Below are 21889 nucleotides of genomic sequence, written 5' to 3' on the forward strand. Positions count from 1 at the left end.
TTTTTTTTGCCTGGGTATCAAAACCACCAACGGAACAGATAGAACAGCGCCATGCTCAATAGCACGGTGGTCAACACGCTGCGCGTCCAGTACATCAACGCCACTGCGCAGATGCCGGCCAGCAGGTAAGGGTTGCTCGGGCTCAGGTTAAGCCGATGGTCAGCCAGGAAAATAATCGGCCCGCAGATCGCGGTGAGCATGCCCGGCACGGCGAAGCCCAGAAATTCACGCGCACCGCGATTGAGCCGTACCGGCAAGCGTGGTTCGATAAACAGGTAACGGTTGAAGAACACCACCAGGCCCATGGCCACAATCATCAGGTAAATCATCGTTGCCCCACTCCCAGCCGTTTACAGGCAAACCCCGCGCTCATCCCCAACACACCCGAGACCACCACCGCCGACTCCCAGTGCAGATAACTCAACCAGACCGAGCTCAGCAGTGCCACGGCAACGCATACCACCGTGGGCACGTCGCGCACCACGGGGGTGATCAAGGCAATAAAGGTCGCAGCAATCGAGAACTCCAGCCCCAATTGATCAAGGCCGGGAATGCTTTTGCCCAGCACAATGCCGGCGAGGGTGAAGAGGTTCCAGACCAGGTAAAACGTCAGGCCGACGCCCAAGGCGTACCAGCGATTGAAGGTCTCGCGGTCGTAGTGGTTGACCAGGGCAAAGAATTCATCGGTCAACAAGAACCCCAGGCTCATGCGCCAACGGGTGTTGAGCGAAGACAGCGTAGGACGCATGTGCATGCCATAGAGCAGATGCTGGGATGTGAGCAGCAAGGTGGTCAGCACGATGGAAATCAGGCTGGCACCGCTCTTGACCATGCCGATGGCCACCAGTTGAGCGGCACCGGCAAACACAATGGCAGACAAGCCTTGGGCTTGCAGCGGGGTAAATTGCGCGTCGATGGCCATGGAGCCGGCCAGCAACCCCCAGGGCGCACAGGCCAGGGATAAGGGAATGACGGCGATGGCGCCGCGGGTGAAGGCGTAATGAGGTAATGCAGTGGGCATGGAAGCGGCTCATCGACAGACAGTCGACAAGCATGCCAGCACGAACGAAAGCTTGTCTTGAACGATCTTGCTCAGGCGAGCTTTACCGAAACCTGCTCCACCGAATCCCGGGCTTCGCGCAATTCATACGCATCCTGGTTCAGCCGGTGGATGGTATTGAGCAGGCGCTGGCGCAGCACTTCATCGCCGAGTTTTTCCACGGCGCGCATCAGGTCGAAGGCCGCGGTTTCGTTATTTTCCGCGACGGAATCCAGGGTCTTGCGCAGGTTGCGGGTGGCTCGGGTCACGCGGGGTCTTCCTTCATCAGCAATGGGCAGGCACGTTAGGACATTTGTGTTTCATTTTAATTTCAAACAGTTGTGGCGCTTTCAAAGGGTTTTGATCCATATCAATTGAAACAAGATTTGACCTGTATATATGCAAATACGTATATTCAAATATCTCTACTTGAAAAGTCCTTGACCATGTCAGACCTCTTCTCTCCTCCCACCCTGTTCAAGTGCCTGGCCGATGCCACCCGTGCACGGGTGACCTTACTGATCCTGCGCGAGGGCGAACTTTGCGTGTGTGAGTTGATCCATGCCTTGGACGACAGCCAGCCAAAAATCTCCCGCCATCTCGCGCAATTGCGCAGTTGCGGGCTACTGGTGGACCGACGTCAAGGGCAATGGATCTACTACCGCATCAATCCGGCACTGCCCGCCTGGGTTACTCAGGTGCTGGATACCACTCTGCAAGCCAACCAGCCATGGTTGCAGGATGACGCACTGCGTCTGAATGCAATGGGCGACAGACCACAACGGGCCAGCACCTGCTGCTGAGCCATCGGAGCGTTTATTCATGCTTGTCGCAATTGCGATTTTCCTCGTCACCATCGTGCTGGTCATCTGGCAACCCAAGGGCCTGGGCGTCGGCTGGAGTGCCACACTGGGCGCGATCCTGGCCCTGGCCTGCGGGGTGATCAGCCTGGCGGACATCCCGGCGGTGTGGCACATCATCTGGAACGCCACCGGCACCTTCGTCGCGCTGATCATCATCAGCCTGTTGCTGGACGAAGCCGGTTTCTTCGCCTGGACGGCGCTGCATGTGGCGCGCTGGGGGCGTGGCCGCGGCCGGCGGTTGTTTGCCTATATGGTGTTGCTGGGTGCGCTGGTATCGGCGCTGTTTGCCAACGACGGTGCGGCGTTGATCCTGACGCCTATCGTGATGTCGATGCTGCTGGCCTTGCGCTTTTCCCCGGCGGCGACCCTGGCCTTCGTCATGGGCGCAGGGTTTATCGCCGACACGGCGAGCCTGCCGCTGGTGGTGTCGAACCTGGTGAATATCGTCTCGGCGGACTATTTCAAGATTGGCTTCAACGAATACGCCGCGGTGATGGTGCCGGTGAACCTGGTCAGTGTCGCCGCCACGCTCGCGGTGCTGCTGTGGTTTTTCCGCCGGGATATTCCGCAGACCTACAACCCGTCCGACCTGGAAGATCCCGCCAGTGCCATCCATGACCGTGCGACCTTTCGTGCCGGCTGGTGGGTACTCGGTATTTTGCTGGTCGGCTGTTTCGCTCTGGAACCATTGGGCATTCCCATCAGTGCGATCTCCGCGTTCTGTGCGGTACTGCTGCTGGTGATTGCTGCCAAAGGTCATCAAATTTCCACGCGTAAAGTCCTCAAGGAAGCCCCGTGGCAGATCGTGATTTTTTCCCTGGGCATGTACCTGGTGGTCTATGGCCTGCGTAACGCCGGCCTGACCGACTACCTGGCCACCTGGCTTGACACCTTCGCCACCTATGGTGTGTGGGGCGCGGCCATGGGCACCGGGGTGCTGACAGCGCTGCTCTCATCAGCCATGAATAACCTGCCGACCGTGCTGATTGGCGCGTTGTCCATCGAGTCCAGCCATGCCGTGGGCGTGGTCAAGGACGCGATGATCTACGCCAATGTGATCGGCAGCGACCTGGGCCCGAAAATCACCCCCATCGGCAGCCTGGCCACCTTGTTGTGGTTGCATATCCTGGCACGCAAAGGCATCACCATCACCTGGGGTTACTACTTCAAGGTCGGGATCGTGCTGACCCTGCCCGTCCTGCTGGTCACCCTCGCCGCCCTCGCCTTGCGCCTGAGCATCTAAAGGAGACTGCAATGAAAGTGCTGTTCATGTGTACCGCCAACAGTTGCCGCAGCATCTTGTCCGAAGCGATGTTCAACCACCTGGCGCCGCCGGGCTTTGAAGCGATCAGCGCCGGCAGTTTTCCCAAGGGCCAGGTGTTGCCCCGTAGCCTGAGCACGCTGCAGGCGGCGGGCATCAGCATCGAAGGTTTGTACAGCAAGGGCAATGAGGCCTTTCAAGACAGCCCGCCGGATGTGGTCATCACCGTGTGCGATAAAGCAGCCGGTGAAGCGTGCCCCGTATATTTCGGCCCAGCGGTGAAGACGCATTGGGGCCTGGAGGACCCTTCCGAAGTGCAGGGTGACGAGGCGCAAGTAGAGGCTGCATTCAAGGCCACCCTCGACATTATCACCGCACGCTGCGAGGCGTTTTTTGCGCTGCCCTTTGCACGTCTATCGCCGGATGAATTGAAGGTTGAACTCCATCGCATTGCCTTAACGCCGCAGCCTGTGTAGGAGCGAGCTTGCTCGCGAAAAACTCATAGGCACCGCGGTCATTCAGGAAACGCACGTTATCGTTGACGCTTTTCGCGAGCAAGCTCGCTCCTACAGGGGGCGCTGATCCTGTGGGCAATGCATGGCCAGTGTGGGAGCTGGCTTGCCTGCGATAGCGGTGGTTCAGTTGAAGATTCAGTCGCTGACGCGCCGCCATCGCGGGCGTTCCTACAGAGGGCGTGGTATCCCTCTCTCGGACTGACGTATGCTCTGGCACTTTCTCGAAAGGAACTGAGCATGCTGTCGATCTTTGTCTATGCGCTGGTATTCGGTTTTGTATTTTGCCTTTCCCCCGGCGCCGTGCTGGCAGAGACTCTGCGCCGCGGCTTGCTCCATGGCTTCACGCCGGCGTTGCTGGTGCAGTTCGGCTCACTGGTGGGCGACGCCGTCTGGGCCGTGATTGGCCTCACCGGTATCGCACTGCTGATCCAGCATGATGCAGTGCGGGTTCCACTTACAATCGTCTGCGCGCTGTACCTGGCCTGGCTGGGCATTCGCAGCCTGATTGATGCCTGGCAGTTACCGGCAATGGACAATGCCCCTGCCAGCTCAGGCAAAAATGCGTTGGCGGTGGGCGCGGCGATTTCCTTGGCTAATCCGAAAAACATCGTCTACTGGGGCGCCTTGGGCAGCGCACTGTCGGGGATTGTCGGCACCACCCCCAGTCACGGGCAGACCCTGATGTTTTTTGCCGGCTTCATGCTGGCGTCGGTACTCTCGTGTTTTCTTACCGCCGCCTTGGTGAACCTGCTACGCAAGAACGCATCACCGACTTGGCAGCGTGCGAGTTATGCGGCCTGCGGTTTAGTATTGATCTATCTGGCACTCCTCGCCGCGCAAGGTGTATGAAGTTATTCAACCCACAACTTACGCGCGCCTCTTGTCTGAACAAACTCTGAACACTGGTTAATTTAATTAATCATACGTTGACATTCACTGACGCCCTGAGTAGATTGCCCGTGCCCGCAACTGGGGCCTTTTTTAAACCTCACAAAAGAAGCCAATGGACACAGTATCTAGTCGCTGTCCGAGCACCGCCTTTGCGGGCATCGGGCGCCAAACCCAGAATATGACAGGACTCGCGTTCCAGGTCCGGTAAGCTGCGCTAGAGCTTGATGCTCCACCGTAACTGCCTCACCGGTCGCCCGTCCGGTCCCGAGGTGTGTTATGACCTTCCAACTCCTTGTTTTGCCTGATACGCGCACACTGGTCGCAGCCCTGCGCGCCAAGCTGTGCCGAGCGCCGGCGGGCTTTTCGCCAACCCGCTCGACCTTTGTCACACCCTCCCCTCAAGTGCGCCCAGCCCCGCCGCTGGCGCACTGGCGTATCTGCCCTGAAAGCGGCCACCTGGTGCAGCACTGGGATCATGCCGACCCTCAAGACCCGCAGAGACCCCAGGTTTCCTGCCTGGCGCAAGCGCGCTTGATGCTCGGTTTCTACCTGAGTACTCGCGCCGCCTGACCTCGCTGGAAACAGCAACTTTCTTATTGATGACCCTGGAGTTCTTTATGAACACGTCCAGTAGTAGCCTGCTGCACGCTAGTTAACTAACTTGCTGTTAGCGGGCCCTTCAGAAGTTATGTGAATACTTTATTTGAACCGATCGCGAAGTCCGCGGCTCGGCATGCTTTCGCTCGCCTGCCTGCAGGTAAGTAGAGGGTATGTTTTGTCGAGAATTGGCGACAGGAGTACAGACAATGAGCGCCGTAAAAAACACGCCTCTGCACAAGAAAAATGGCACCGCCCCCGACACCAGGCTGTCGATGCGTGCCGCCCGCGAAGCCCACAATGGCCTGGCGGCCACCCTCGCCAATGTACGGGCCACCCAGGACGGCCTGACCGAACTGGACGCCTCGGCGCGCCTGCAACGCGAAGGCTATAACGAAGTGGCCCATGACAAGCCGCCACACGCCATCGTCCAGTTCCTGCAGGCACTGAACAACCCCTTCATCTACGTACTGTTGACCCTGGGCGGTATCAGCTTTGTCACCGACTATTGGTTGCCACTTCAGGCAGGTGAAGAAGTCGACCTGACCAAAGTCATCATCATCATGACCATGGTGTTGCTCAGCAGCCTGCTGCGTTTCTGGCAAGAACACCGCTCGGCCAAATCCGCAGAAGCCCTCAAGGCCATGGTACGCACCACCGCCACCGTGCTGCGCCGCGAGCAGGTTGGCGCCCAGCCGTTCTTGCGCGAAGTGCCGATGCGCGACCTGGTGGCCGGCGACATCGTGCAGCTGTCAGCCGGCGACATGATCCCCGCCGATATCCGCCTGATCGAGTCCCGCGACCTGTTTATCAGCCAGGCCGTGCTGACCGGCGAAGCCTTGCCCGTGGAGAAGTACGACACCCTGGGCGATGTCACGCAAAAATCCGCCTCTACCCTGGCCGCCGACCAGAGCAACCTGCTGGACCTGCCGAACATCTGCTTCATGGGCACCAACGTGGTCAGCGGCCGCGCTAAAGCAGTGGTGGTGGCAACGGGGCCGCGCACCTACTTTGGCTCCCTGGCCAAGGCGATTGTCGGCTCGCGGGTGCAAACCGCCTTCGACCGGGGCGTGAACAGTGTCAGCTGGCTGCTGATCCGCTTCATGCTGGTGATGGTACCCATCGTGTTTTTCCTCAACGGCTTCTCCAAGGGCGATTGGGGCGATGCCTTCCTGTTTGCCCTGGCGGTAGCCGTCGGCCTTACCCCGGAAATGCTGCCGATGATCGTCAGCGCCAACCTGGCCAAGGGCGCCACGGCCATGGCCAAGCGCAAAGTGGTGGTCAAGCGCCTCAATGCGATCCAGAACTTCGGTTCGATGGACGTGCTGTGCACCGACAAGACCGGCACCCTCACCCAGGACAAGATCATCCTCGAACATCACGTCAATGCCTTCGGCCAGCGCGATGACGCCGTGCTGTCCCTGGCCTGGCTCAACAGCTTCCACCAGAGCGGCATGAAGAACCTGATGGACCAGGCCGTGGTGCAGTTCTCGGAACAGAACCCCAAGTTCCAGGTGCCGTTTGCCTACAGCAAGGTCGATGAATTGCCGTTCGACTTTGTCCGTCGTCGCCTGTCGATCGTGGTCAAGGATGCCGCCGGTGATCAGTTGCTGGTATGCAAGGGCGCGGTGGAAGAGATGCTGAGCATTTCTACCCATGTCATGGAGGCCGGCGAAGCCTTGCCCCTGGATGACCGCCGTCGTGAGGCGCTACTGGCGCTCGCCAATGATTACAACGAAGACGGTTTCCGCGTGCTGGTGGTAGCGACCCGCAATATCCCTAAAGCGCTGGCACGCCAGCAGTACACCACCAGCGACGAACGCAACCTGGTGATCCAGGGCTTCCTGACGTTCCTGGACCCACCGAAGGAAACCGCAGGCCCGGCCATTGCGGCGCTGCAACAGATTGGCGTGGCGATCAAGGTGTTGACCGGCGACAACGCCGTGGTAACCAGCAAGATCTGCCGCCAGGTTGGCCTGGAACCCGGACAGCCGCTGCTGGGTGTGGAAATCGAAGCGATGGACGACGCTACCCTGCTGCGCCGCGTCGAAGAACGCACGGTGTTCGCCAAGCTGACACCGCTGCAAAAATCCCGCGTGCTCAAGGCGCTGCAAGCCAACGGCCATACGGTGGGCTTTCTCGGCGATGGCATCAACGATGCACCGGCGCTGCGGGATGCCGACGTGGGAATTTCGGTGGACAGCGGCACAGATATCGCCAAGGAGTCGGCCGACATCATCCTGCTGGAAAAGAGCCTGATGGTGCTGGAAGAAGGCGTGCTCAAAGGGCGCGAAACCTTCGGCAATATCATGAAGTACCTGAACATGACTGCCAGCTCCAACTTCGGCAATGTGTTCTCGGTGCTGGTGGCCAGTGCGTTCATCCCGTTCATGCCGATGCTGGCGATCCATCTGCTGCTGCAGAACCTGATGTACGACATCTCCCAACTGGCCCTGCCGTGGGACAAGATGGACAAGGAATACCTGGCCAAGCCACGCAAGTGGGATGCGAAAAACATCGGCCGCTTCATGATCTGGATCGGGCCGACCTCGTCGATCTTCGACATCACCACCTTTGCGCTGATGTGGTACGTGTTCTCGGCCAACAGTGTGGAAATGCAGACGCTGTTCCAGTCCGGCTGGTTTATCGAAGGGCTGCTCTCGCAAACCCTGGTGGTGCATATGCTGCGCACCCGCAAGATCCCGTTCTTCCAGAGCACGGCCGCCTGGCCGGTGTTGATGATGACCTGCATCGTGATCGCCCTGGGCATCTATGTGCCGTTCTCACCGCTGGGCACCCTGGTGGGCCTGCAACCGCTGCCGCTGGCGTACTTCCCATGGCTGGTGGGCACCTTGCTGGCTTACTGCTGCGTCGCCCAACTGATGAAGACGATCTACATCCGCCGCTTCAAGCAGTGGTACTGACCCTCCCCGCCGTTCAAACGCAGGCGGCCGCCCGGTCGCCTGCGTGCAATACAAGGATTTGCTCATGCGCGTGTTGATCTGTGCAGGTCGTCATTACGCCGACACCAAAAAGTCCCGCCATGTGCTGGACGCTTACCACCGCCTGCGCCCGGTGCAGGTACTGATCCACGGCGGCAACCAGTTCCTGGGCAGTGAGATCGAGGAATGGGCCCGGGAAATCGGTATCGACGTGGTGCGTTATCCACCCAATTGGCAGCGCCATGGCAAACAGGCGGAACGCCAGCGCAATCACTTCATGCTGGCCGACAGCCGCCCCGATCTGATCATTGCCCTGCCGGGCGGTGACGATACCTCGGAGCTGGTTTGCCAGGCCAAAGCCAGCGGCATTTCGGTGCTGACCGTAGAAAGCTGAACTCAAGCGAGGTGCATCATGCACAAAAAACACACGCCGGCACGCCGCGACGGGTTTGCCAAATATCGCGCACGCCACTCTCGCCACACCCTGCTGTTACTGCCGCCAGCAAAGCGCCGCGCATTGCAGCGCAACCTGATCTTTATCGGCGTGATCCTGGGCCTTGTCCTGGTGGCCGCGTTGATTTCAAAAGCCCAAGCCGCAGGCGGCGCTTATGTGGTTGACGACGGCGCGATCAACACGCCGGGTGAATGCAATGTCGACGCCTGGTACAGCGCCCAGCGGCACGCGGGCAGTACCCATAACGGCACCTTGTCGCCCGCCTGCACGTTCAGCGCCATGCCCGCCGTGCAATGGGGCGCCGCGTTGTCACGGGCCGTGGATGCAGGCAAAGGCGAGACGCAGATCAGCCCGCAAGCCAAGGTGCAGGTGCTGTCACGGCAAGACGTGGGCTTGGAACTGGCGATTGCTGTCGGGGCGCATGTCGCGCTGGATCGCCATCACGGGCTTGACGGCGCAGACCTGAACATCCCCCTGACATGGCAACCCCTGGATGCATTGCGCCTGAACCTGAACGCCGGCTGGAGCCACGCCTACAACGACGGTGATCAACAACATCGCCTGACCTGGGGCACGGGGTTCGAATATCAGTTGGCAGAGAAGCTCACGCTGATTGGCGAGCGGTATGGCCAGGAAGGCGGCGAACAGGCCTGGCAGGCTGGGCCGCGTTTGCACATTGGTGAATTTGTTGACGTGGACCTGCTGGTCGGGCGCAGCCTGATTGGCGATCGCGCCCAGTGGCTGACCACTGGGGCGACGCTGAGGTTCTAGGCTTTGGCCTGCTGCTCCAGATGCAGCTGCAATTGCGGATCGATTTGCAACTGACCGGCCAGGTCGTCGAGGTAATTGCGCTCGGCGTCCTGCTGATCATTGACCAGCATCACGCTCGCCAGGTAAATCTCCGCAGCGAGTGCGGGGTCATTGGCATACTCGGCAAAATCGGCGGCATCCAGGGGCTTGGCGACTTCGGCGTCGAGCCACTGCTGCAGTTGTGGGTCGTCGGTATGACGGCCGATCTCGGCAGAAATAATCTGCTGCTCTTGCGCATCGATTTTGCCATCGGCCTTGGCCGCCGCGATCAACGCACGCAGTACGCCGTGGCTATGGGCTTCGGCTTCAGGCCCTTCAAGCTGGTCAACGGTCTGGATAGCTTGCTGCGGTGCCGAAGCCTGTTGGCGTTGCCAGGCTTGATACGCCTGGAAGGCCGCCATCCCCAGGGACGCCAGCGCCGCGTAGTTCATCCCACCGCCGCTGCGCGTCTGGGTAGTACCACCTGCCGGAGCGCCGCCCAACAAGCCGCCCAGGCCACCTAATAAACCACCCAAACCGCCACCCGCCGCAGACGCATTGCCGGTGCCGGCGCCCTTCAACAACCCTCCAAGCAACCCGCCCAGGCCGCCGCCCGAAGCCCCGCCGCCTTGCTGCCCTGCACGCAACAGTTGTTCCAGTAGATCGCTGGTATTCATGGTGTCGCCCTCCGGGGCGCAATAGTGGCATTGATCAAACATAGTCCTCCCGCGATGGAACACCATGACCGTCGGGCGGGCAAGCTTTATGATGGCGCCATCACGCCAAGAAGGGAGAACCGCGGTGAACCGCATCGAGCACATTGCGCTGATGGCCACCTATAACCAATGGATGAACCGCAAGGTCTACGACGCCGCCGCCGCCCTGACGCACGCGCAGTTGACCCTGGACCGCCAAGCGTTTTTCGGTTCGATCTTCGGCACCTTGAACCACCTGATGCTGGGTGACACCGTCTGGCTCAAGCGCTTCGCCGAACACCCGGCCAACTTTGCGGCCTTGGCGCCGCTGAACGGGGTTGCCACGCCCGGCGACCTCAAGCAACTGGCCTTCGCCAGCCTTGCAGAACTAGCGGCCCATCGCGCCTGGCTGGATCAACTCATCATCGATTGGGCCCACAGCCTGCAAGAGCCCCACCTCGACCAACGCCTGCGTTATCACAACATGCGCGGCGTGGCCGCCGAGAAACCCTTCTTCGGTTTGCTGGTGCACTTTTTCAACCACCAGACTCATCACCGCGGCCAGGTGACGACACTGCTGAGCCAGGCGGGTGTGGACGTGGGGGTCACCGACTTGCTGGCACTGATTGACTGAAGGCCGACACGGTCAATGTGGGAGCTGGCTTGCCTGCGATGGTGTAACAGGTTCATACCTGTGACTGACACATCGCTATCGCAGGCAAGCCAGCTCCCACAGTTGCCCTATATTGCCCACAGCATCAGTGCTGTCACTTCACCTTGCTGCTCAAGGTCTCCACGCTGCGCTTCAAATCATCCAGGCTGCGCTTGAGACCGTCGATCTCGCTTTTCTGCCGCTCTATCGTGCTCTTCTGCTCATCCACCGTACGCTTGAGACTCGACAACTGACTGTCACTGCTACTGGCACTCGAACCGTCCTTGCGCTTGAACTCATCAAACGCACGCTCCTGCCCCTCTACTTTGCTTTTCAAGCTTTGCAGTTCGCTTTGACTCTGTTTTTGCCCAGCTTGCAGCGCCTCGACATCCCCCACGGAAACACCCGACGGCTTCAACACATAGGCACCGCCCACGTCCATCGAGCCGGCCGTCAACTTGTCTGAAGACGACGCACTAAATTCGCCCCACTGCACCGCCCTCCCCGCCTGCGCCGAGCTGAACGCGCCAGTGCCCAACAACCCCGCTACACCTGCGGCCATGATCCAAGCCTGCTTACGGATACTGAGCATCAAACGACTCCCTGCGAAATGCCGAAATGGCATATCGCTATGACTGTCATTTATGGGGCTTGTTCCTGGGTTGCGAGCGTTCATCAGGACTTGGCACAAAGGTCATGTAGATCACTGATCTGCCACGTTTTTTTCTGCGCATCTTTATGCGGGAAAACCGGCTGGGAGGTTGCGCTGAAGCGGCTGGATCTATATATTCCCAACCCTGTTACACCGCGCTACCGCCCGAATGGCGAAACTGGTAGACGCATGGGACTTAAAATCCCCCGCTCGTAAGGGCGTCCCGGTTCGATTCCGGGTTCGGGCACCATAGATATCAAGGGCTTGCCAGGGAAACCTGGGCAGGCCCTTATCTTTTCTGCTCCGCAATTCTCATCAGCGGCGTCCTGCCGACCGAACACAATCCGTTCGGCCCATGAAGCGCCACCCCACTACTGCCGCAATGTGGGGCGGCTGCACGGTCTCCCTAGTTGATTTCAGTGACGAAGTTTTCGCGAGACCGCCGTACTTTTTTCAAATTTACCAGCCAGTCAGACTCTGCTGCCCGATACCCCAACGGCAGGAGCACCACACTGCGCAGATGCCTGGCCCCCAGTCCCAGAATCTCATCGACAGCCGAGGGATCGAAGCCTTCCATGGGCGTTGCGTCGACTTGCTCGGACGCCGCGGCGATTAAAGCCGAGCCCAGTCCAATATAGGCTTGGCGCGCAGCCGCTTGATAATTGGCCTCCTGCCCACGCTCGGCGACTATGCCGAGGAGCATTTGACGGTAATCTTCCCACCCCTGGTTGACAGTAGCTCGTACAGTATTGGTCAGGTCGAACATCATGTTGACGCGCTCAGGCGTTATGTCATCCCAGGCGGCGAACACCAGTAAATGAGAGCAGTCGGTCACCTGGGACTGATTCCAGCTGACCGCCTTGATCTTTTCGCGAATGTGCGGATTAGTCACCACCAGCAATTCAAATGGCTGGAGGCCGCTCGAGGTCGCCGTCAGTCGTACCGCTTCCAGAATTCGCTCCAGCTTTTCAGCCGGCACGGTCTTGGACGGGTCATAACTTTTCGTCGCATAACGCCAATTCAGTAACTCGGTTATTTTGCTCATTCTTCATATTCCACGTAGGTCAACGGTCTTTATCCAGCCCAATCCGAATACCTTCAGGATTGCGCTCCGGCTTATACTGCGGATTAAAGTCAACTTGAAGGTCAAGCAAAAAATGAAGATCGGCGAGATTTCGCGACGCACAGGCCTTGCTGCTTCAGCAATACGCTACTACGAGGAGCAAGGCCTGCTGGACGCTCCCACGCGTGACGTGAACAACTATCGCTATTACAGCGAAACCACCATTAAACGCTTGGAAGTCGTGATCCACGCGCAAAGGCTGGGGTTTTCCCTCGACACCATCCGTGGCCTCTTCCTTCATGACGGTAGCTGCTCCAAATCCCTCACTCTGCAACAGATCAATGTACGCCTGGAGGAGATACAGCACATCGAAGCCACGCTAAAAGTGCAGCGTGAGGAGTTGTTGATGCTGCAAGAAGTCCTCGAAGAAAGCCTTCGTACGGGCATCGCACCTGGATTGGATTGCCCAAGCAGCGTGGAGCGATTACGACCTGATCGAGCCGTAGTCATGCGAAGCAAACACATGATGGCTACCAGCAAGTAAAGAAAGCGCAATACTGCGAGATCTGGATCTCAACCAAATACAAACCTGATGCTGCCTCTCGCACTGACAGATTGCTATAAAGCGATAAGCAAGAAAAAACCCCACAGCATCAACGATCCTGTGAGGTTTTATCACCAGCTTTACCAATCCGGCATCAAACCACGCTGATCATCTCTGCACTCAACTGCGCCGCATTGAACCCCACCAGGGTGACACTGCTGTCCCCCGCCAGAATCACGCTGTCACTGCCGTGCTGGGTAGTCGCACCGAGCACAGCATCGGCGCTGGCAAACAGCGACTTGGCGAACACCAGCAGGTCTTTCCCATTCTGATGAATGTTGAAGTCACTGATCACGTCGTGGCCGAACCCGCGCTGGTCGAAAACAAACAGGTCGCTGCCCACGCCACCGCTGAGTTGGTCATTACCCTGCCCGCCGATCAAGACGTCATTGCCGTTGGCGCCATACAGCGCGTCGTTACCGGTGCCGCCCAGCAGTGTGTCGTTGCCCTCACCGCCGTGCAGCAGGTCATTGCCGGCGCCACCGTCGAGCCGGTCATTGCCGTTCTGGCCGAATATCAGGTCGCGAGCGGCGGTGCCTTTGAGGGTGTCGGCCAGCTGGCTGCCTTCGATGGATTTGGCATACGCCTTATCGGCGCCGAACAGGCCTTCGAAGTCGAGTTTGCCACTGGTCACCGTATAGGCCGGCGTGAGGGCCTCGCCGATACCACCGAAGAGCCCGCCCAGCACGGGCACATGGCCGAGGCTGTTGGCCAGGCCGGTTTCGAACTCTACATGCTCTACGCCGTGCAATTCCTTCAGACCATATTGGCCGCTGCTGTCGTTCAGAAACAACGTGCCATCGCTGAGTTTCACCGCTTCGTAGGAAGACGCGGTGCCTTTGAGGAAGACTTTGTCGTTGCCTTCGCCGCCGGCGACGATATCGGTACCGGTACTCACCCGGAAACTGTCGTCACCCTTGAACCCGTCGAGGAAGTCATCGCTGCGGCCGTCCTGCAGCTTGTCCGAACTGTCGGTGCCCAGCAGGAAAGCCGGTGTGCCGTAGTGGTTGGAGGTGGCGGTCTGTTTGTCGCTGACCCAGGTAAAGCTGCGGCTGATGGCGTCGAGGTTGCTGATGATGATGGTGCTGTCGCGCTCGATGTAATCGTAGAAGGTCGATTGGGCGATACGCTGGATAGGGTTGATGAAAATGCCTTCCAGGTGCGCGGCCCATCCTGACAGGTTGGCAATCGAGAACGGACCATTGGGCCAGGTTGGCAGCGCGTAGATTGTGTCGAACAGCACGATGTTGTCAGTCGTCGAGGTGTAACTGGCATCACTGCCTTGAAGCGCATCGATAATGGCGCTGCCCACGTTGGTCTCTTGACCCGTGAGACGGTGGACCACATCGTTTTCAAAACCGAAGTTGAAGATGCCGTCGCTGTTGCTGGACTTGGGCGACTCCATGCCAAAGTAGTCCGAATCCTTGAAAAAACCGTCGGCCAAAGTGTCCTTGCCGATATACATACTGTTGGTAACGGAGCCACCCTGGCTATAGCCGGTGACCAGAACATCCTTGCCGCTCAGGTTATGGCCGGTGGCGTAATCCTTGATTGAGTTGAGCAGGTAGTCGTAGCCGTTGATATAAGAGTTATCGATCATCGCCGGCCAACCCAGCAGATCAATTGGCGAGTTGGTGCCGGCAATGGAAAAACCCATTTTGACTAATTGGCCGCTGTCATCGTATTGACCAAACACCCTGGCTTGAGAACCAAAGACGCCGTCGCCGGTAAAACTTCCAGTGACGTCGGTGTGGCTGCTATCAACCTGCAGTTCGCTCGCGCCGATCTCACGCCAGCCCTTGGGCAGCGCGAAGGTGTTGCCCTCGCCCAGCACAAGCCCCGGAATGTTGTAGAGCGCGCCGACGGTCGCTACACCACTGGTGTAAGTGGCGAGGGTCCAGGCATCTGAAATCAGGACGCGGGCGTCTTGCCCCTTGTAATCGAATATAGCCATGTCAGTACTCCTTGAGCCCAGCGATCAACACCGAAAGTCAACGGTAATACCTGATGCGTCGGGCTAAACAATATGCATTGAAGTTGTTGTTGTGCATTCTGTTCAGGCTGCTTCGTTGCTTAATATCGAGGTTGACCATTAAGGAAGCTCGTCAACACTAGCCTAGAAGTGCTGCGTTAAAGTGACCGACTATCGGATGACAAGTGTATGTACTTGGGGAGATAGACGACAAAAGCGCCATAAGCGCTGTTTGTCGAACAAGAGGTGAAGTTCTGTGTTGTTCGTGACTGGCGAGTCAAAGAAAATCAAACCCTTATAGCAAGTTGTGAACTGCAATAAGGGCTCAAGAAGTTCAGGTTTCTTTGGAGCTCAGGAAGAATAAACCTCAGCACCTTGGCATACAGACTGCTTGAACCTGGGTAATTGCTGCCGGGCCAGTTGCGCCTGCACGCCCGCGACGGCTTCAAGCACTCGTTGCGCCCAGTGCTCATCCTGCGGATCAACCACCACCACGCGAAAGCCGTGGTCGTTACCTTCAAGGCGCACACCCTCGGAATCATCCACGTGCAAATCAATGTCGAAGGCCGGCGGAAATTTCGAGGGGGTGTTCGACAGCCCATGCACCGTGAGGGCGTGATTATGCCGCACGCTGTTGACTACGCCGTCGACACGAATGCCGTACAGCATCAGCCAACGCCTGATGTAGGAAGGCGCCCTGCCCGATGAGGTGTAGACCCAGATACTGCAACCCTGGCGCCGCAGCTCTCGCGTCAGCGAACGGGTGCCAATACGCAGCGGTTCTCCCCACCAACGATGAGCGCAGGCCGGTAGCCAGCTGCTTTCGACATCAGCGTGGTGGAGCTGGCAAGCCAATGTGTCGTCGATATCAAAGGAGATGCGTACACGCGGTCGCTTGGCGGCACGCGTGAGAAGCGCCTGCTGGATAGCTTGCACAGCTCGGCTGGCGAGTGTTGGATACCGGCGCATTAATGGCCTCCCTGATAAATAGGCTGTGGTGCGTTGCTCAAGAAAAACGCCTTGGGATCCGGGGCCTGTTCCTCCAGGAAGGCGGCGTACTTTTTCTTGATTTTGGGCAATTCATACAACGCCTTGACCCCATGTTTGGCCGAGTTGCGGATTACCGAGGAAGGATTGAAGTAGCCCTCGGCATTTTCCAGCGTCAGCACGAACGGTGGCAACCCGGCCCGCATCAGCAGATAACTGACGATCAGCGAACCACTGCGGTTGTTGCCTTCGATGAACAACTGCGGCTTGCTGAGGATGCGCACATACACACCGGCCGCACGCTTCCACACCGATTCACTGCGATACGCGCAATACCAATTGAACAAGTCCTTGATACCGCCTTCAACGTTGTTGAAGAAGTGCTCCTCGGTGGCGGCCAGGTGCTGCGCGTATTCCACGCGGCGCGCCGGGTCACTACCGCAGAGCACCGTGGCGTTGATCTCCAGCATCAGGTCCAGATGATGAAGGTCAAACAGGTCAACGCCCCGTGCGACATAGTCGTCAACCAGCGCATAGCCTTCAAGCACGTTGTGCAGCACTTCGTCGGTCAAGGGGTCGCGCGGCTCGGTAAATTGCGTGCTGAGCTGGGCAAAGCGGCTCTGCACTTTGCGGAGCGCGCGTTCAATCGCTGACAAATCAAGACGATGCGTTGCAGACATTGGCGTTCCTGGGCTGACGGTGGCGCACGTGTGGTTTCTATCGAACATGGAGTTACTCAGCTGAATTTGCCGCTGATGTAATCCTCGGTCATCTGTTCACGCGGGCTGCCAAAAATCTGCGCGGTCGGGCCCATTTCCACCAGGTAGCCGGTACGCGTGCCCTGGGAAATATCCACCGAGAAAAATGCCGTGGTGTCCGCCACGCGGATCGCCTGCTGCATGTTGTGGGTGACCAGGGCGATGGTGTAGTCCTTCTTCAGTTCCACCATCAGTTCCTCTACCCGGCGAGTCGCAATCGGGTCGAGTGCCGAGCAAGGCTCGTCGAGCAACAGCACTTCCGGCTCTGTGGCGATAGCGCGGGCAATACACAGCCGTTGCTGCTGGCCACCGGAAAGCGACAGGCCGCTGACCTTGAGCTTGTCCTTGACTTCATCCCACAGCGCAGCGCCTTGCAGGGCGTGCTTGACGCGATCGCCCAGGTCACCTTTGTAGCGGTTCAAGCGCAGGCCGAAGGCGACGTTGTCGAAGATGCTCATGGAAAACGGGTTCGGCTGCTGGAACACCATGCCGATGTAACGGCGCACCACCACCGGGTCTACGCCCTTGCCATACACGTCCTGCCCCAGGAAATGCACGTGGCCTTCGAAACGAAAGCCCTTCACCAGGTCGTTCATGCGGTTGAGGCTGCGCAGTACCGTACTTTTGCCGCAGCCGGACGGGCCGATGAAACCGGTGATCTTGTTTTTCTCGATCGGCACATGGCTGTCACGCACTGCCATGAAGTTGCCGTAGAAAATCCTGTCCAGCTTGCAGTCCATGACCACAGGCGATTGGGTAACAAACGGAGCGGCTATTTGCGCAGTTGAGACGTTCAAGATTCAGATGCTCCCGTTCTTAATACTTAGGCTTGCCGAAGATACGGCTCACAATATTCACGACCAGCACGATCATCACCAACACCAACGAGGCCGCCCAGGCGAGCTCCAGCTGGTTGTCGAAGGGCATGCCGGAAAAGTTGTAGATCAACACTGCAAGGGAGGCCGTGGGGTTCATCACCGCCAAGTCGCCGTCGTGGTAGATCCAGTAGTTGCTGAACAGCGCGGTGAACAACAACGGCGCGGTTTCGCCTGCGGCACGTGCCACTGCAAGCATTACGCCGGTGAGGATCGCTGGCAGGCCGGTCGGCAAGATGATCTTCCAGATCACTTGGGAGCGGGTGCAGCCCATGCCATAGGCGGCGTCCTTCATGATCTTGGGCACCATGCGCATCGACTCTTCAGCCGTCAGCACCACGATGGGCAGCATCAGTACCGCCAGTGCCACGCCGCCTGCCGGTGCCGAGTAGGTGCCGGTGGTCATGACCACCAAGGCATAGGCAAACACCCCGGCCAGGATCGAAGGCAAGCCGGTGAGCATCTTGGCGGCAAAGCGTGCAGCGTTGGCCAATTTGCTGTCCGGCCCCAGTTCGGCCAGGAAGACCGCGGCCATGATGCCGACCGGCACCGCAATCGCCGCAGCGATACCGACCATCACAAAGGTGCCGGCCATGGCGTTGCCGAAACCGCCGCCTGTTTCGAAGCCGGTGGGCGGCAGTTCGGTGAACACCTCCAGGCTCAGGCGTGCGCCGCCACGGGTGATCAGCATGTAGAGCACGGAAATCAGCGGCACACTGGCCAGCAGCGCGCCAAACCATACCAATGTGGTCAACACCAGACTGCGCAAGGCGCGGCCTTCGAACTTGCGCTGCAGGCTCGGCACAGCGGTGATAGGGGATGTGAGATTCGTCATCATCGGTTACCCCGTTGGGCGTAGAGCATGATCATGGAACCGATGACATTCACCAGCAGCGTGATGAACATCAAGACGAGAGCGGCGTACATCAATACCTCCACCTCGTTGGGCCCGGCTTCGGGGAAGTTCAGCGCCAACAAGGCTGCCAACGTATTGGCCGGCGCGAACAGCGAGAGTGAAATGTTGTTGGCGTTGCCCACCAGCATCGCCAGCGCCATGGTTTCGCCCAGCGCACGGCCGAGGCCGAGTACCAGGGAGCCGAAAATACCGGTGGCGGCGGATGGCACCATCACCTTGAGAATCGCCTCCCAATGGGTGGTGCCCATGCCGTAGGCGGCCTGCTTGGTCTTCATCGGCACGCTGGTGAGCGCGTCCTGGGATACGGCGGCAATCGTCGGCAGAATCATGATGGCCAACACCAGCGCCGCAGGCAGCAACCCCGGCCCGCTCAGGGACGTGCCGAAAAACGGTATCCAACCCAGTTCGCTGTTCAACCAGGTGGTCAGTGGCCGAATGGCCGGGATCACCACGTAGATGCCCCACAGGCCGTACACCACGCTGGGGATAGCCGCGAGCAGCTCAACGATGGTGCGAAACACAGCGGCCAGTTTGGCCGGCAGAAAGTCCTGAGTCAGGAAAATCGCCATGCTGACACCGAAAAAGCCTGCAATCAGCAGCGCGATGAAAGCGCTGTAGAGCGTGCCCCAAATGGCCGGCAAGATCCCGTACTTGCCCTGGTTAACGTCCCAGACGCTGCCAAAAAGCACATCGAACCCGTGCTTTTCCATGCCCGGCAAGGCCTTGCGTCCCACCTCGAATACCAAGGCTGCGACCAACGCCAGAATCAGTACCACCCCGATTCGCGCGAGCCCACGGAAGGTGCGATCGACCAGAAAGTCTTTGGACGAGGGAGGTTGGCAGGCAGAATCCCGGTTAACCGGTACGACGAAAGGTTTGTTCATTGGCTAATTCCGGAACAGGGGGGAAACGCCCCCGGCGCGGCAAACAGCCCACACCGAGAGCGGCCTCACGGGTGTTACTGAATGTTGGCGGATGCCTTGCGAACCTGCTCGACCACCGATGGCGGCAGCGGGATGTAGCCCATGGAGTCGGCGATTTTCTGCCCCTCGGTCAGGCTGTACTCAACCATTTCGCGCATGGCCTTGGCCTTGGCAGGGTTGCCGTTGTCCTTGCGGAAAATCATCCAGGTGTAAGAGGTGATCGGGTAAGACTTGGCACCGTCCGGGTCAGGCAACCAGGCCACCAGGCTTTCCGGCATCTTAACTGCGGCCAGGGCCTCGGCGCCGCTTTCGGCGTTCGGCACCACGTACTGGCCGGCCTTGTTCTGCAACTGGGCGAAGTCAACCTTGGCCAGTTTGGCGAAACCGTACTCGATGTAGCCAATCGCGCCTGGGGTCTGGCGTACGGTGGCGGTCACACCATCGTTCTTGGGCGACTTGATGAATTTGTCGCTGGCCGGCCAGTTGACGGTGTTGCCCTCCCCCAGTGCCGTTTTGAATTCAGGGTTGATGGTCGCCAGGTGCTTGGTGAATACCGCCGTGGTGCCGCTGGAGTCTGCGCGTACCACCACGGTGATCGGCGTGTCGGTGAGTTTCAGGTCCGGGTTGGCGGCGACGATCTGTGGGTCGTTCCACTTGGTGATCTTGCCCAGGAAGATGTTGGAGTAAACATCGCGTGGCAGCTTGAGGCCCTTGGGATTGCCCGGCAGGTTATAGGCCAGCACGATTTCACCGGCAGTCATTGGCAGCAACTGCACGCCTTCGGCGACCTTGGCGATGTCTTCGTCTTTCATGGCCGAGTCACTGGCGGCGAAGTCGACGGTTTTATTCAGGAAGTCCTGCACACCTGCGCCGCTGCCCTTGGACTGGTAATCCACGGTGACGCCAGCGGTCTTCTTGCTGAAATCCTTGAACCAGGTGAGGTAGATCGGTGCAGGGAAGCTGGCGCCGGAGCCGGTGAGGCGCACGTTTTCGGCGGCGAAGGTCAAGGAGGAGGCACACAGGGATACCGTAACGGCGAGTGCTGCGGACTTCATCAAGCTTTTCATTAAAAGGAACTCGTTGTGGTGACGGGCTCCCGAACTGTGAAGCAGGGTTGTTACATTTTTATGAAAATTGAATGGCGAGAGGGCGTTTTGTCCCGCTTTGCCGCCACAGCGTTGTATTTTTAGGGCATTGGTTAGTAACAAATTACGACTAAAGTGCTGTCATCCCTCTAGCGTTACTGATCTTGCTCCCGCGACGGTCGACGCCGATCCAACTGACGCTCCGCGATCCAACTGTGGGAGCTTGCTTGCCTGCAATGACGGCCCGACAGCCAACGCCTATTTACCTGACACCCACAGTTGGATCGCGCGGTGTCAGATAAATAGGTGCCAGGCGCAATGCCGCCATCGCAGGCAAGCCAGCTCCCACATGTGGACCTAGGGGTGCCAGTGAAATAGGCGCTCTACCGTCCCCCTCAGGGCTAGCGGCAGCCTCGCGTCAGGCTTACTTGCCTTCAGTCAACGCGTTGTAGCTGGTGAACAGGTTGCGGTAGTCCGGAATGTGGTTGGAGAACAACGTCCCCAAGCCCTCGATGTCGTTGCGCCAGTCGCGGTGCAGCTCACAGGCCAGACCAAACCAGGTCATCAGTTGCGCGCCATTGGCCGACATGCGGGCCCAGGCGGACTGCTGGGTCAGTTCGTTGAAAGTGCCGGAGGCGTCGGTGACCACAAACACTTCAAAGCCTTCGGCCAGGGCCGACAGCGCCGGGAACGCCACGCACACTTCGGTCACGACGCCGGCAATGATCAATTGCTTCTTGCCGGTGGCCTTGATGGCCTTGACGAAGTCTTCGTTGTCCCAGGCATTGATCTGGCCTGGGCGCGCAATGTACGGCGCATCCGGGAACAGTGCCTTGAGCTCGGGCACCAGCGGGCCATTGGGGCCGGTTTCGAAACTGGTGGTCAGGATCGTCGGCAACTTGAAGTACTTGGCCAGGTCAGCCAGGGCCAGCACGTTGTTCTTGAATTTGTCCGGGTCAATGTCGCGGACCAATGACAGTAAGCCGGCCTGATGGTCGACCAACAGCACAGCGGCGTTGTCTTTGTCCAAGCGAACGTAAGGTGTAGACATCGTGGTACTCCTGATAAAGAAGGTGACGCCCCGAGTGGGCGCCCCGTAAAGAACCCAGCGTGTTTACTAGCGCTGTGAGTCTAGTACTTCGTGGTTGTTTGCCACTTCCTGAGCCTTGACATAGCTCTCGATGAGAAGCTGGTAGTGCGGCACGGCCTGGGTGTAGACGTTGGCCCATCCAAAAAACAGTGGAACCACCTTAATCATCGCGTTCAGGGTTAGGTAGTGGCTGAAACGGGCCGCTCCATCTCAAAAATGGAACAATGCAGCCGCACGGTGGCAAGGGCACTTGGACGTGCCGGTCG

At 58.9% G+C, this 21889-nt stretch carries 24 protein-coding genes, 1 tRNA gene and 1 pseudogene; 11 read left to right on the plus strand and 15 right to left on the minus strand.

Annotation, left to right across the window (positions count from 1 at the left end; genetic code table 11):
• Positions 1-17: 17 nt before the first annotated feature.
• The 3 genes from APH41_RS11800 to APH41_RS11810 form a co-directional block, all read right to left on the minus strand.
• On the minus strand, positions 18-329 hold the full coding sequence (locus APH41_RS11800; RefSeq protein ID WP_014718527.1) for an AzlD domain-containing protein: 312 nt from the start codon (positions 327-329) through the stop codon (positions 18-20).
• Positions 326-1021, minus strand: coding sequence for an AzlC family ABC transporter permease (locus APH41_RS11805; RefSeq protein WP_054897293.1), 696 nt, complete (start codon positions 1019-1021; stop codon positions 326-328). The genes APH41_RS11800 and APH41_RS11805 overlap by 4 nt, the downstream gene beginning before the upstream one ends.
• Positions 1022-1092: 71 nt before the next feature.
• Positions 1093-1308, minus strand: coding sequence for a hypothetical protein (locus tag APH41_RS11810; protein ID WP_003191339.1), 216 nt, complete (start codon positions 1306-1308; stop codon positions 1093-1095).
• A gap of 177 nt (positions 1309-1485) precedes the next feature.
• Between APH41_RS11810 and APH41_RS11815 the strand changes: the two genes are divergently transcribed.
• The 8 genes from APH41_RS11815 (at position 1486) to APH41_RS11850 (ending at position 9333) form a co-directional block, all read left to right on the plus strand.
• Complete coding sequence (locus tag APH41_RS11815; protein WP_034127507.1) at positions 1486-1842, plus strand: metalloregulator ArsR/SmtB family transcription factor; 357 nt, start codon at positions 1486-1488, stop codon at positions 1840-1842.
• Positions 1843-1861: 19 nt separating this feature from the next.
• The gene (locus APH41_RS11820; protein ID WP_054919092.1) at positions 1862-3145 is read left to right on the plus strand and encodes an arsenic transporter; all 1284 of its coding nucleotides are present in this window, start codon (positions 1862-1864) and stop codon (positions 3143-3145) included.
• An 11-nt stretch (positions 3146-3156) separates the two neighbouring features.
• Positions 3157-3639: an arsenate reductase ArsC gene (locus APH41_RS11825; RefSeq protein WP_054919095.1), complete on the plus strand. Its 483-nt coding sequence runs from the start codon at positions 3157-3159 to the stop codon at positions 3637-3639.
• Positions 3640-3915: 276 nt separating this feature from the next.
• The gene (locus APH41_RS11830) at positions 3916-4527 is read left to right on the plus strand and encodes a LysE family transporter (protein WP_054919097.1); all 612 of its coding nucleotides are present in this window, start codon (positions 3916-3918) and stop codon (positions 4525-4527) included.
• 318 nt (positions 4528-4845) lie between these two features.
• The gene (locus APH41_RS11835; protein ID WP_054919099.1) at positions 4846-5139 is read left to right on the plus strand and encodes a hypothetical protein; all 294 of its coding nucleotides are present in this window, start codon (positions 4846-4848) and stop codon (positions 5137-5139) included.
• Positions 5140-5375: 236 nt separating this feature from the next.
• Positions 5376-8090: a magnesium-translocating P-type ATPase gene (gene mgtA / locus APH41_RS11840; RefSeq protein WP_054919100.1), complete on the plus strand. Its 2715-nt coding sequence runs from the start codon at positions 5376-5378 to the stop codon at positions 8088-8090.
• A 64-nt stretch (positions 8091-8154) separates the two neighbouring features.
• On the plus strand, positions 8155-8502 hold the full coding sequence (locus APH41_RS11845) for a DUF2493 domain-containing protein (RefSeq protein WP_003191350.1): 348 nt from the start codon (positions 8155-8157) through the stop codon (positions 8500-8502).
• A gap of 18 nt (positions 8503-8520) precedes the next feature.
• Positions 8521-9333, plus strand: coding sequence for a hypothetical protein (locus tag APH41_RS11850; RefSeq protein ID WP_054919102.1), 813 nt, complete (start codon positions 8521-8523; stop codon positions 9331-9333).
• On the opposite strand, the gene APH41_RS11855 is transcribed toward APH41_RS11850, so the two are convergent.
• Entirely contained in the window at positions 9330-10028 is a 699-nt protein-coding gene (locus APH41_RS11855; RefSeq protein WP_054919192.1) for a tellurite resistance TerB family protein, read from the minus strand. The genes APH41_RS11850 and APH41_RS11855 overlap by 4 nt on opposite strands.
• Before the next feature lie 124 nt (positions 10029-10152).
• Between APH41_RS11855 and APH41_RS11860 the strand changes: the two genes are divergently transcribed.
• A complete protein-coding gene (locus APH41_RS11860; RefSeq protein ID WP_054897299.1) occupies positions 10153-10680 on the plus strand; it encodes a DinB family protein in 528 nt (175 codons plus the stop codon).
• Positions 10681-10813: 133 nt separating this feature from the next.
• On the opposite strand, the gene APH41_RS11865 is transcribed toward APH41_RS11860, so the two are convergent.
• A complete protein-coding gene (locus tag APH41_RS11865; RefSeq protein ID WP_054919104.1) occupies positions 10814-11290 on the minus strand; it encodes a hypothetical protein in 477 nt (158 codons plus the stop codon).
• A gap of 223 nt (positions 11291-11513) precedes the next feature.
• Between APH41_RS11865 and APH41_RS11870 the strand changes: the two genes are divergently transcribed.
• Positions 11514-11600, plus strand: a tRNA-Leu gene (locus tag APH41_RS11870).
• Between the two features lie 156 nt (positions 11601-11756).
• Here the strand turns inward: APH41_RS11870 and APH41_RS11875 are convergent.
• Entirely contained in the window at positions 11757-12395 is a 639-nt protein-coding gene (locus APH41_RS11875; RefSeq protein WP_034127517.1) for an NAD(P)H-dependent oxidoreductase, read from the minus strand.
• Positions 12396-12489: 94 nt separating this feature from the next.
• Here APH41_RS11875 and APH41_RS11880 point away from each other — a divergent pair, with 94 nt between their 5' ends.
• Entirely contained in the window at positions 12490-12957 is a 468-nt protein-coding gene (locus APH41_RS11880; RefSeq protein ID WP_256220273.1) for a MerR family transcriptional regulator, read from the plus strand.
• Positions 12958-13111: 154 nt separating this feature from the next.
• Here APH41_RS11880 and APH41_RS11885 read toward each other — a convergent pair whose 3' ends face one another.
• The 9 genes and pseudogenes from APH41_RS11885 to APH41_RS28785 form a co-directional block, all read right to left on the minus strand.
• Positions 13112-14971 (minus strand): calcium-binding protein, encoded by a 1860-nt coding sequence (locus tag APH41_RS11885; RefSeq protein ID WP_054919107.1) that lies wholly within the window; start codon positions 14969-14971, stop codon positions 13112-13114.
• Positions 14972-15340: 369 nt separating this feature from the next.
• The gene (locus APH41_RS11890) at positions 15341-15958 is read right to left on the minus strand and encodes a hypothetical protein (RefSeq protein ID WP_054919109.1); all 618 of its coding nucleotides are present in this window, start codon (positions 15956-15958) and stop codon (positions 15341-15343) included.
• Entirely contained in the window at positions 15958-16656 is a 699-nt protein-coding gene (locus APH41_RS11895) for a hypothetical protein (protein ID WP_054919112.1), read from the minus strand. The genes APH41_RS11890 and APH41_RS11895 overlap by 1 nt, the downstream gene beginning before the upstream one ends.
• 56 nt (positions 16657-16712) lie before the next feature.
• On the minus strand, positions 16713-17474 hold the full coding sequence (gene pstB / locus APH41_RS11900) for a phosphate ABC transporter ATP-binding protein PstB (protein ID WP_019817112.1): 762 nt from the start codon (positions 17472-17474) through the stop codon (positions 16713-16715).
• Between the two features lie 76 nt (positions 17475-17550).
• Positions 17551-18444, minus strand: coding sequence for a phosphate ABC transporter permease PstA (pstA, locus tag APH41_RS11905; protein WP_054919114.1), 894 nt, complete (start codon positions 18442-18444; stop codon positions 17551-17553).
• Entirely contained in the window at positions 18444-19409 is a 966-nt protein-coding gene (pstC, locus tag APH41_RS11910) for a phosphate ABC transporter permease subunit PstC (RefSeq protein ID WP_054919118.1), read from the minus strand. Before pstC ends, pstA begins: the two co-directional genes overlap by 1 nt.
• A 74-nt stretch (positions 19410-19483) precedes the next feature.
• Positions 19484-20515 carry a phosphate ABC transporter substrate-binding protein PstS gene (gene pstS, locus APH41_RS11915; protein ID WP_054919120.1) on the minus strand — a complete coding sequence of 344 codons (1032 nt, stop codon included), beginning with the start codon at positions 20513-20515 and terminating at the stop codon, positions 19484-19486.
• 442 nt (positions 20516-20957) lie between these two features.
• Entirely contained in the window at positions 20958-21584 is a 627-nt protein-coding gene (gene ycaC / locus APH41_RS11920; RefSeq protein ID WP_003191542.1) for an isochorismate family cysteine hydrolase YcaC, read from the minus strand.
• A 66-nt stretch (positions 21585-21650) separates the two neighbouring features.
• Positions 21651-21761: pseudogene (locus tag APH41_RS28785) on the minus strand (hydrolase); the annotation flags it as partial.
• Positions 21762-21889: the final 128 nt, after the last annotated feature.

Source organism: Pseudomonas sp. NBRC 111138, from assembly GCF_001320835.1.
Lineage (GTDB): Bacteria > Pseudomonadota > Gammaproteobacteria > Pseudomonadales > Pseudomonadaceae > Aquipseudomonas > Aquipseudomonas paracarnis.

Excerpts from the sequence above, each read along its gene's own strand:
- APH41_RS11825 (WP_054919095.1), top strand. The coding sequence starts at position 3,157 with ATGAAAGTGCTGTTCATGTGTACCGCCAACAGTTGCCGCAGCATCTTG.
- pstC (WP_054919118.1), bottom strand. The coding sequence starts at position 19,409 with ATGAACAAACCTTTCGTCGTACCGGTTAACCGGGATTCTGCCTGCCAA.
- APH41_RS11865 (WP_054919104.1), bottom strand. The coding sequence starts at position 11,290 with ATGCTCAGTATCCGTAAGCAGGCTTGGATCATGGCCGCAGGTGTAGCG.
- APH41_RS11805 (WP_054897293.1), bottom strand. The coding sequence starts at position 1,021 with ATGCCCACTGCATTACCTCATTACGCCTTCACCCGCGGCGCCATCGCC.
- APH41_RS11885 (WP_054919107.1), bottom strand. The coding sequence starts at position 14,971 with ATGGCTATATTCGATTACAAGGGGCAAGACGCCCGCGTCCTGATTTCA.
- APH41_RS11815 (WP_034127507.1), top strand. The coding sequence starts at position 1,486 with ATGTCAGACCTCTTCTCTCCTCCCACCCTGTTCAAGTGCCTGGCCGAT.
- APH41_RS11895 (WP_054919112.1), bottom strand. The coding sequence starts at position 16,656 with ATGTCTGCAACGCATCGTCTTGATTTGTCAGCGATTGAACGCGCGCTC.
- pstS (WP_054919120.1), bottom strand. The coding sequence starts at position 20,515 with ATGAAAAGCTTGATGAAGTCCGCAGCACTCGCCGTTACGGTATCCCTG.
- APH41_RS11835 (WP_054919099.1), top strand. The coding sequence starts at position 4,846 with ATGACCTTCCAACTCCTTGTTTTGCCTGATACGCGCACACTGGTCGCA.
- pstB (WP_019817112.1), bottom strand. The coding sequence starts at position 17,474 with ATGGACTGCAAGCTGGACAGGATTTTCTACGGCAACTTCATGGCAGTG.
- APH41_RS11830 (WP_054919097.1), top strand. The coding sequence starts at position 3,916 with ATGCTGTCGATCTTTGTCTATGCGCTGGTATTCGGTTTTGTATTTTGC.
- APH41_RS11850 (WP_054919102.1), top strand. The coding sequence starts at position 8,521 with ATGCACAAAAAACACACGCCGGCACGCCGCGACGGGTTTGCCAAATAT.
- APH41_RS11845 (WP_003191350.1), top strand. The coding sequence starts at position 8,155 with ATGCGCGTGTTGATCTGTGCAGGTCGTCATTACGCCGACACCAAAAAG.
- APH41_RS11820 (WP_054919092.1), top strand. The coding sequence starts at position 1,862 with ATGCTTGTCGCAATTGCGATTTTCCTCGTCACCATCGTGCTGGTCATC.
- APH41_RS11800 (WP_014718527.1), bottom strand. The coding sequence starts at position 329 with ATGATTTACCTGATGATTGTGGCCATGGGCCTGGTGGTGTTCTTCAAC.
- APH41_RS11890 (WP_054919109.1), bottom strand. The coding sequence starts at position 15,958 with ATGCGCCGGTATCCAACACTCGCCAGCCGAGCTGTGCAAGCTATCCAG.
- mgtA (WP_054919100.1), top strand. The coding sequence starts at position 5,376 with ATGAGCGCCGTAAAAAACACGCCTCTGCACAAGAAAAATGGCACCGCC.
- APH41_RS11855 (WP_054919192.1), bottom strand. The coding sequence starts at position 10,028 with ATGAATACCAGCGATCTACTGGAACAACTGTTGCGTGCAGGGCAGCAA.
- ycaC (WP_003191542.1), bottom strand. The coding sequence starts at position 21,584 with ATGTCTACACCTTACGTTCGCTTGGACAAAGACAACGCCGCTGTGCTG.
- pstA (WP_054919114.1), bottom strand. The coding sequence starts at position 18,444 with ATGACGAATCTCACATCCCCTATCACCGCTGTGCCGAGCCTGCAGCGC.
- APH41_RS11875 (WP_034127517.1), bottom strand. The coding sequence starts at position 12,395 with ATGAGCAAAATAACCGAGTTACTGAATTGGCGTTATGCGACGAAAAGT.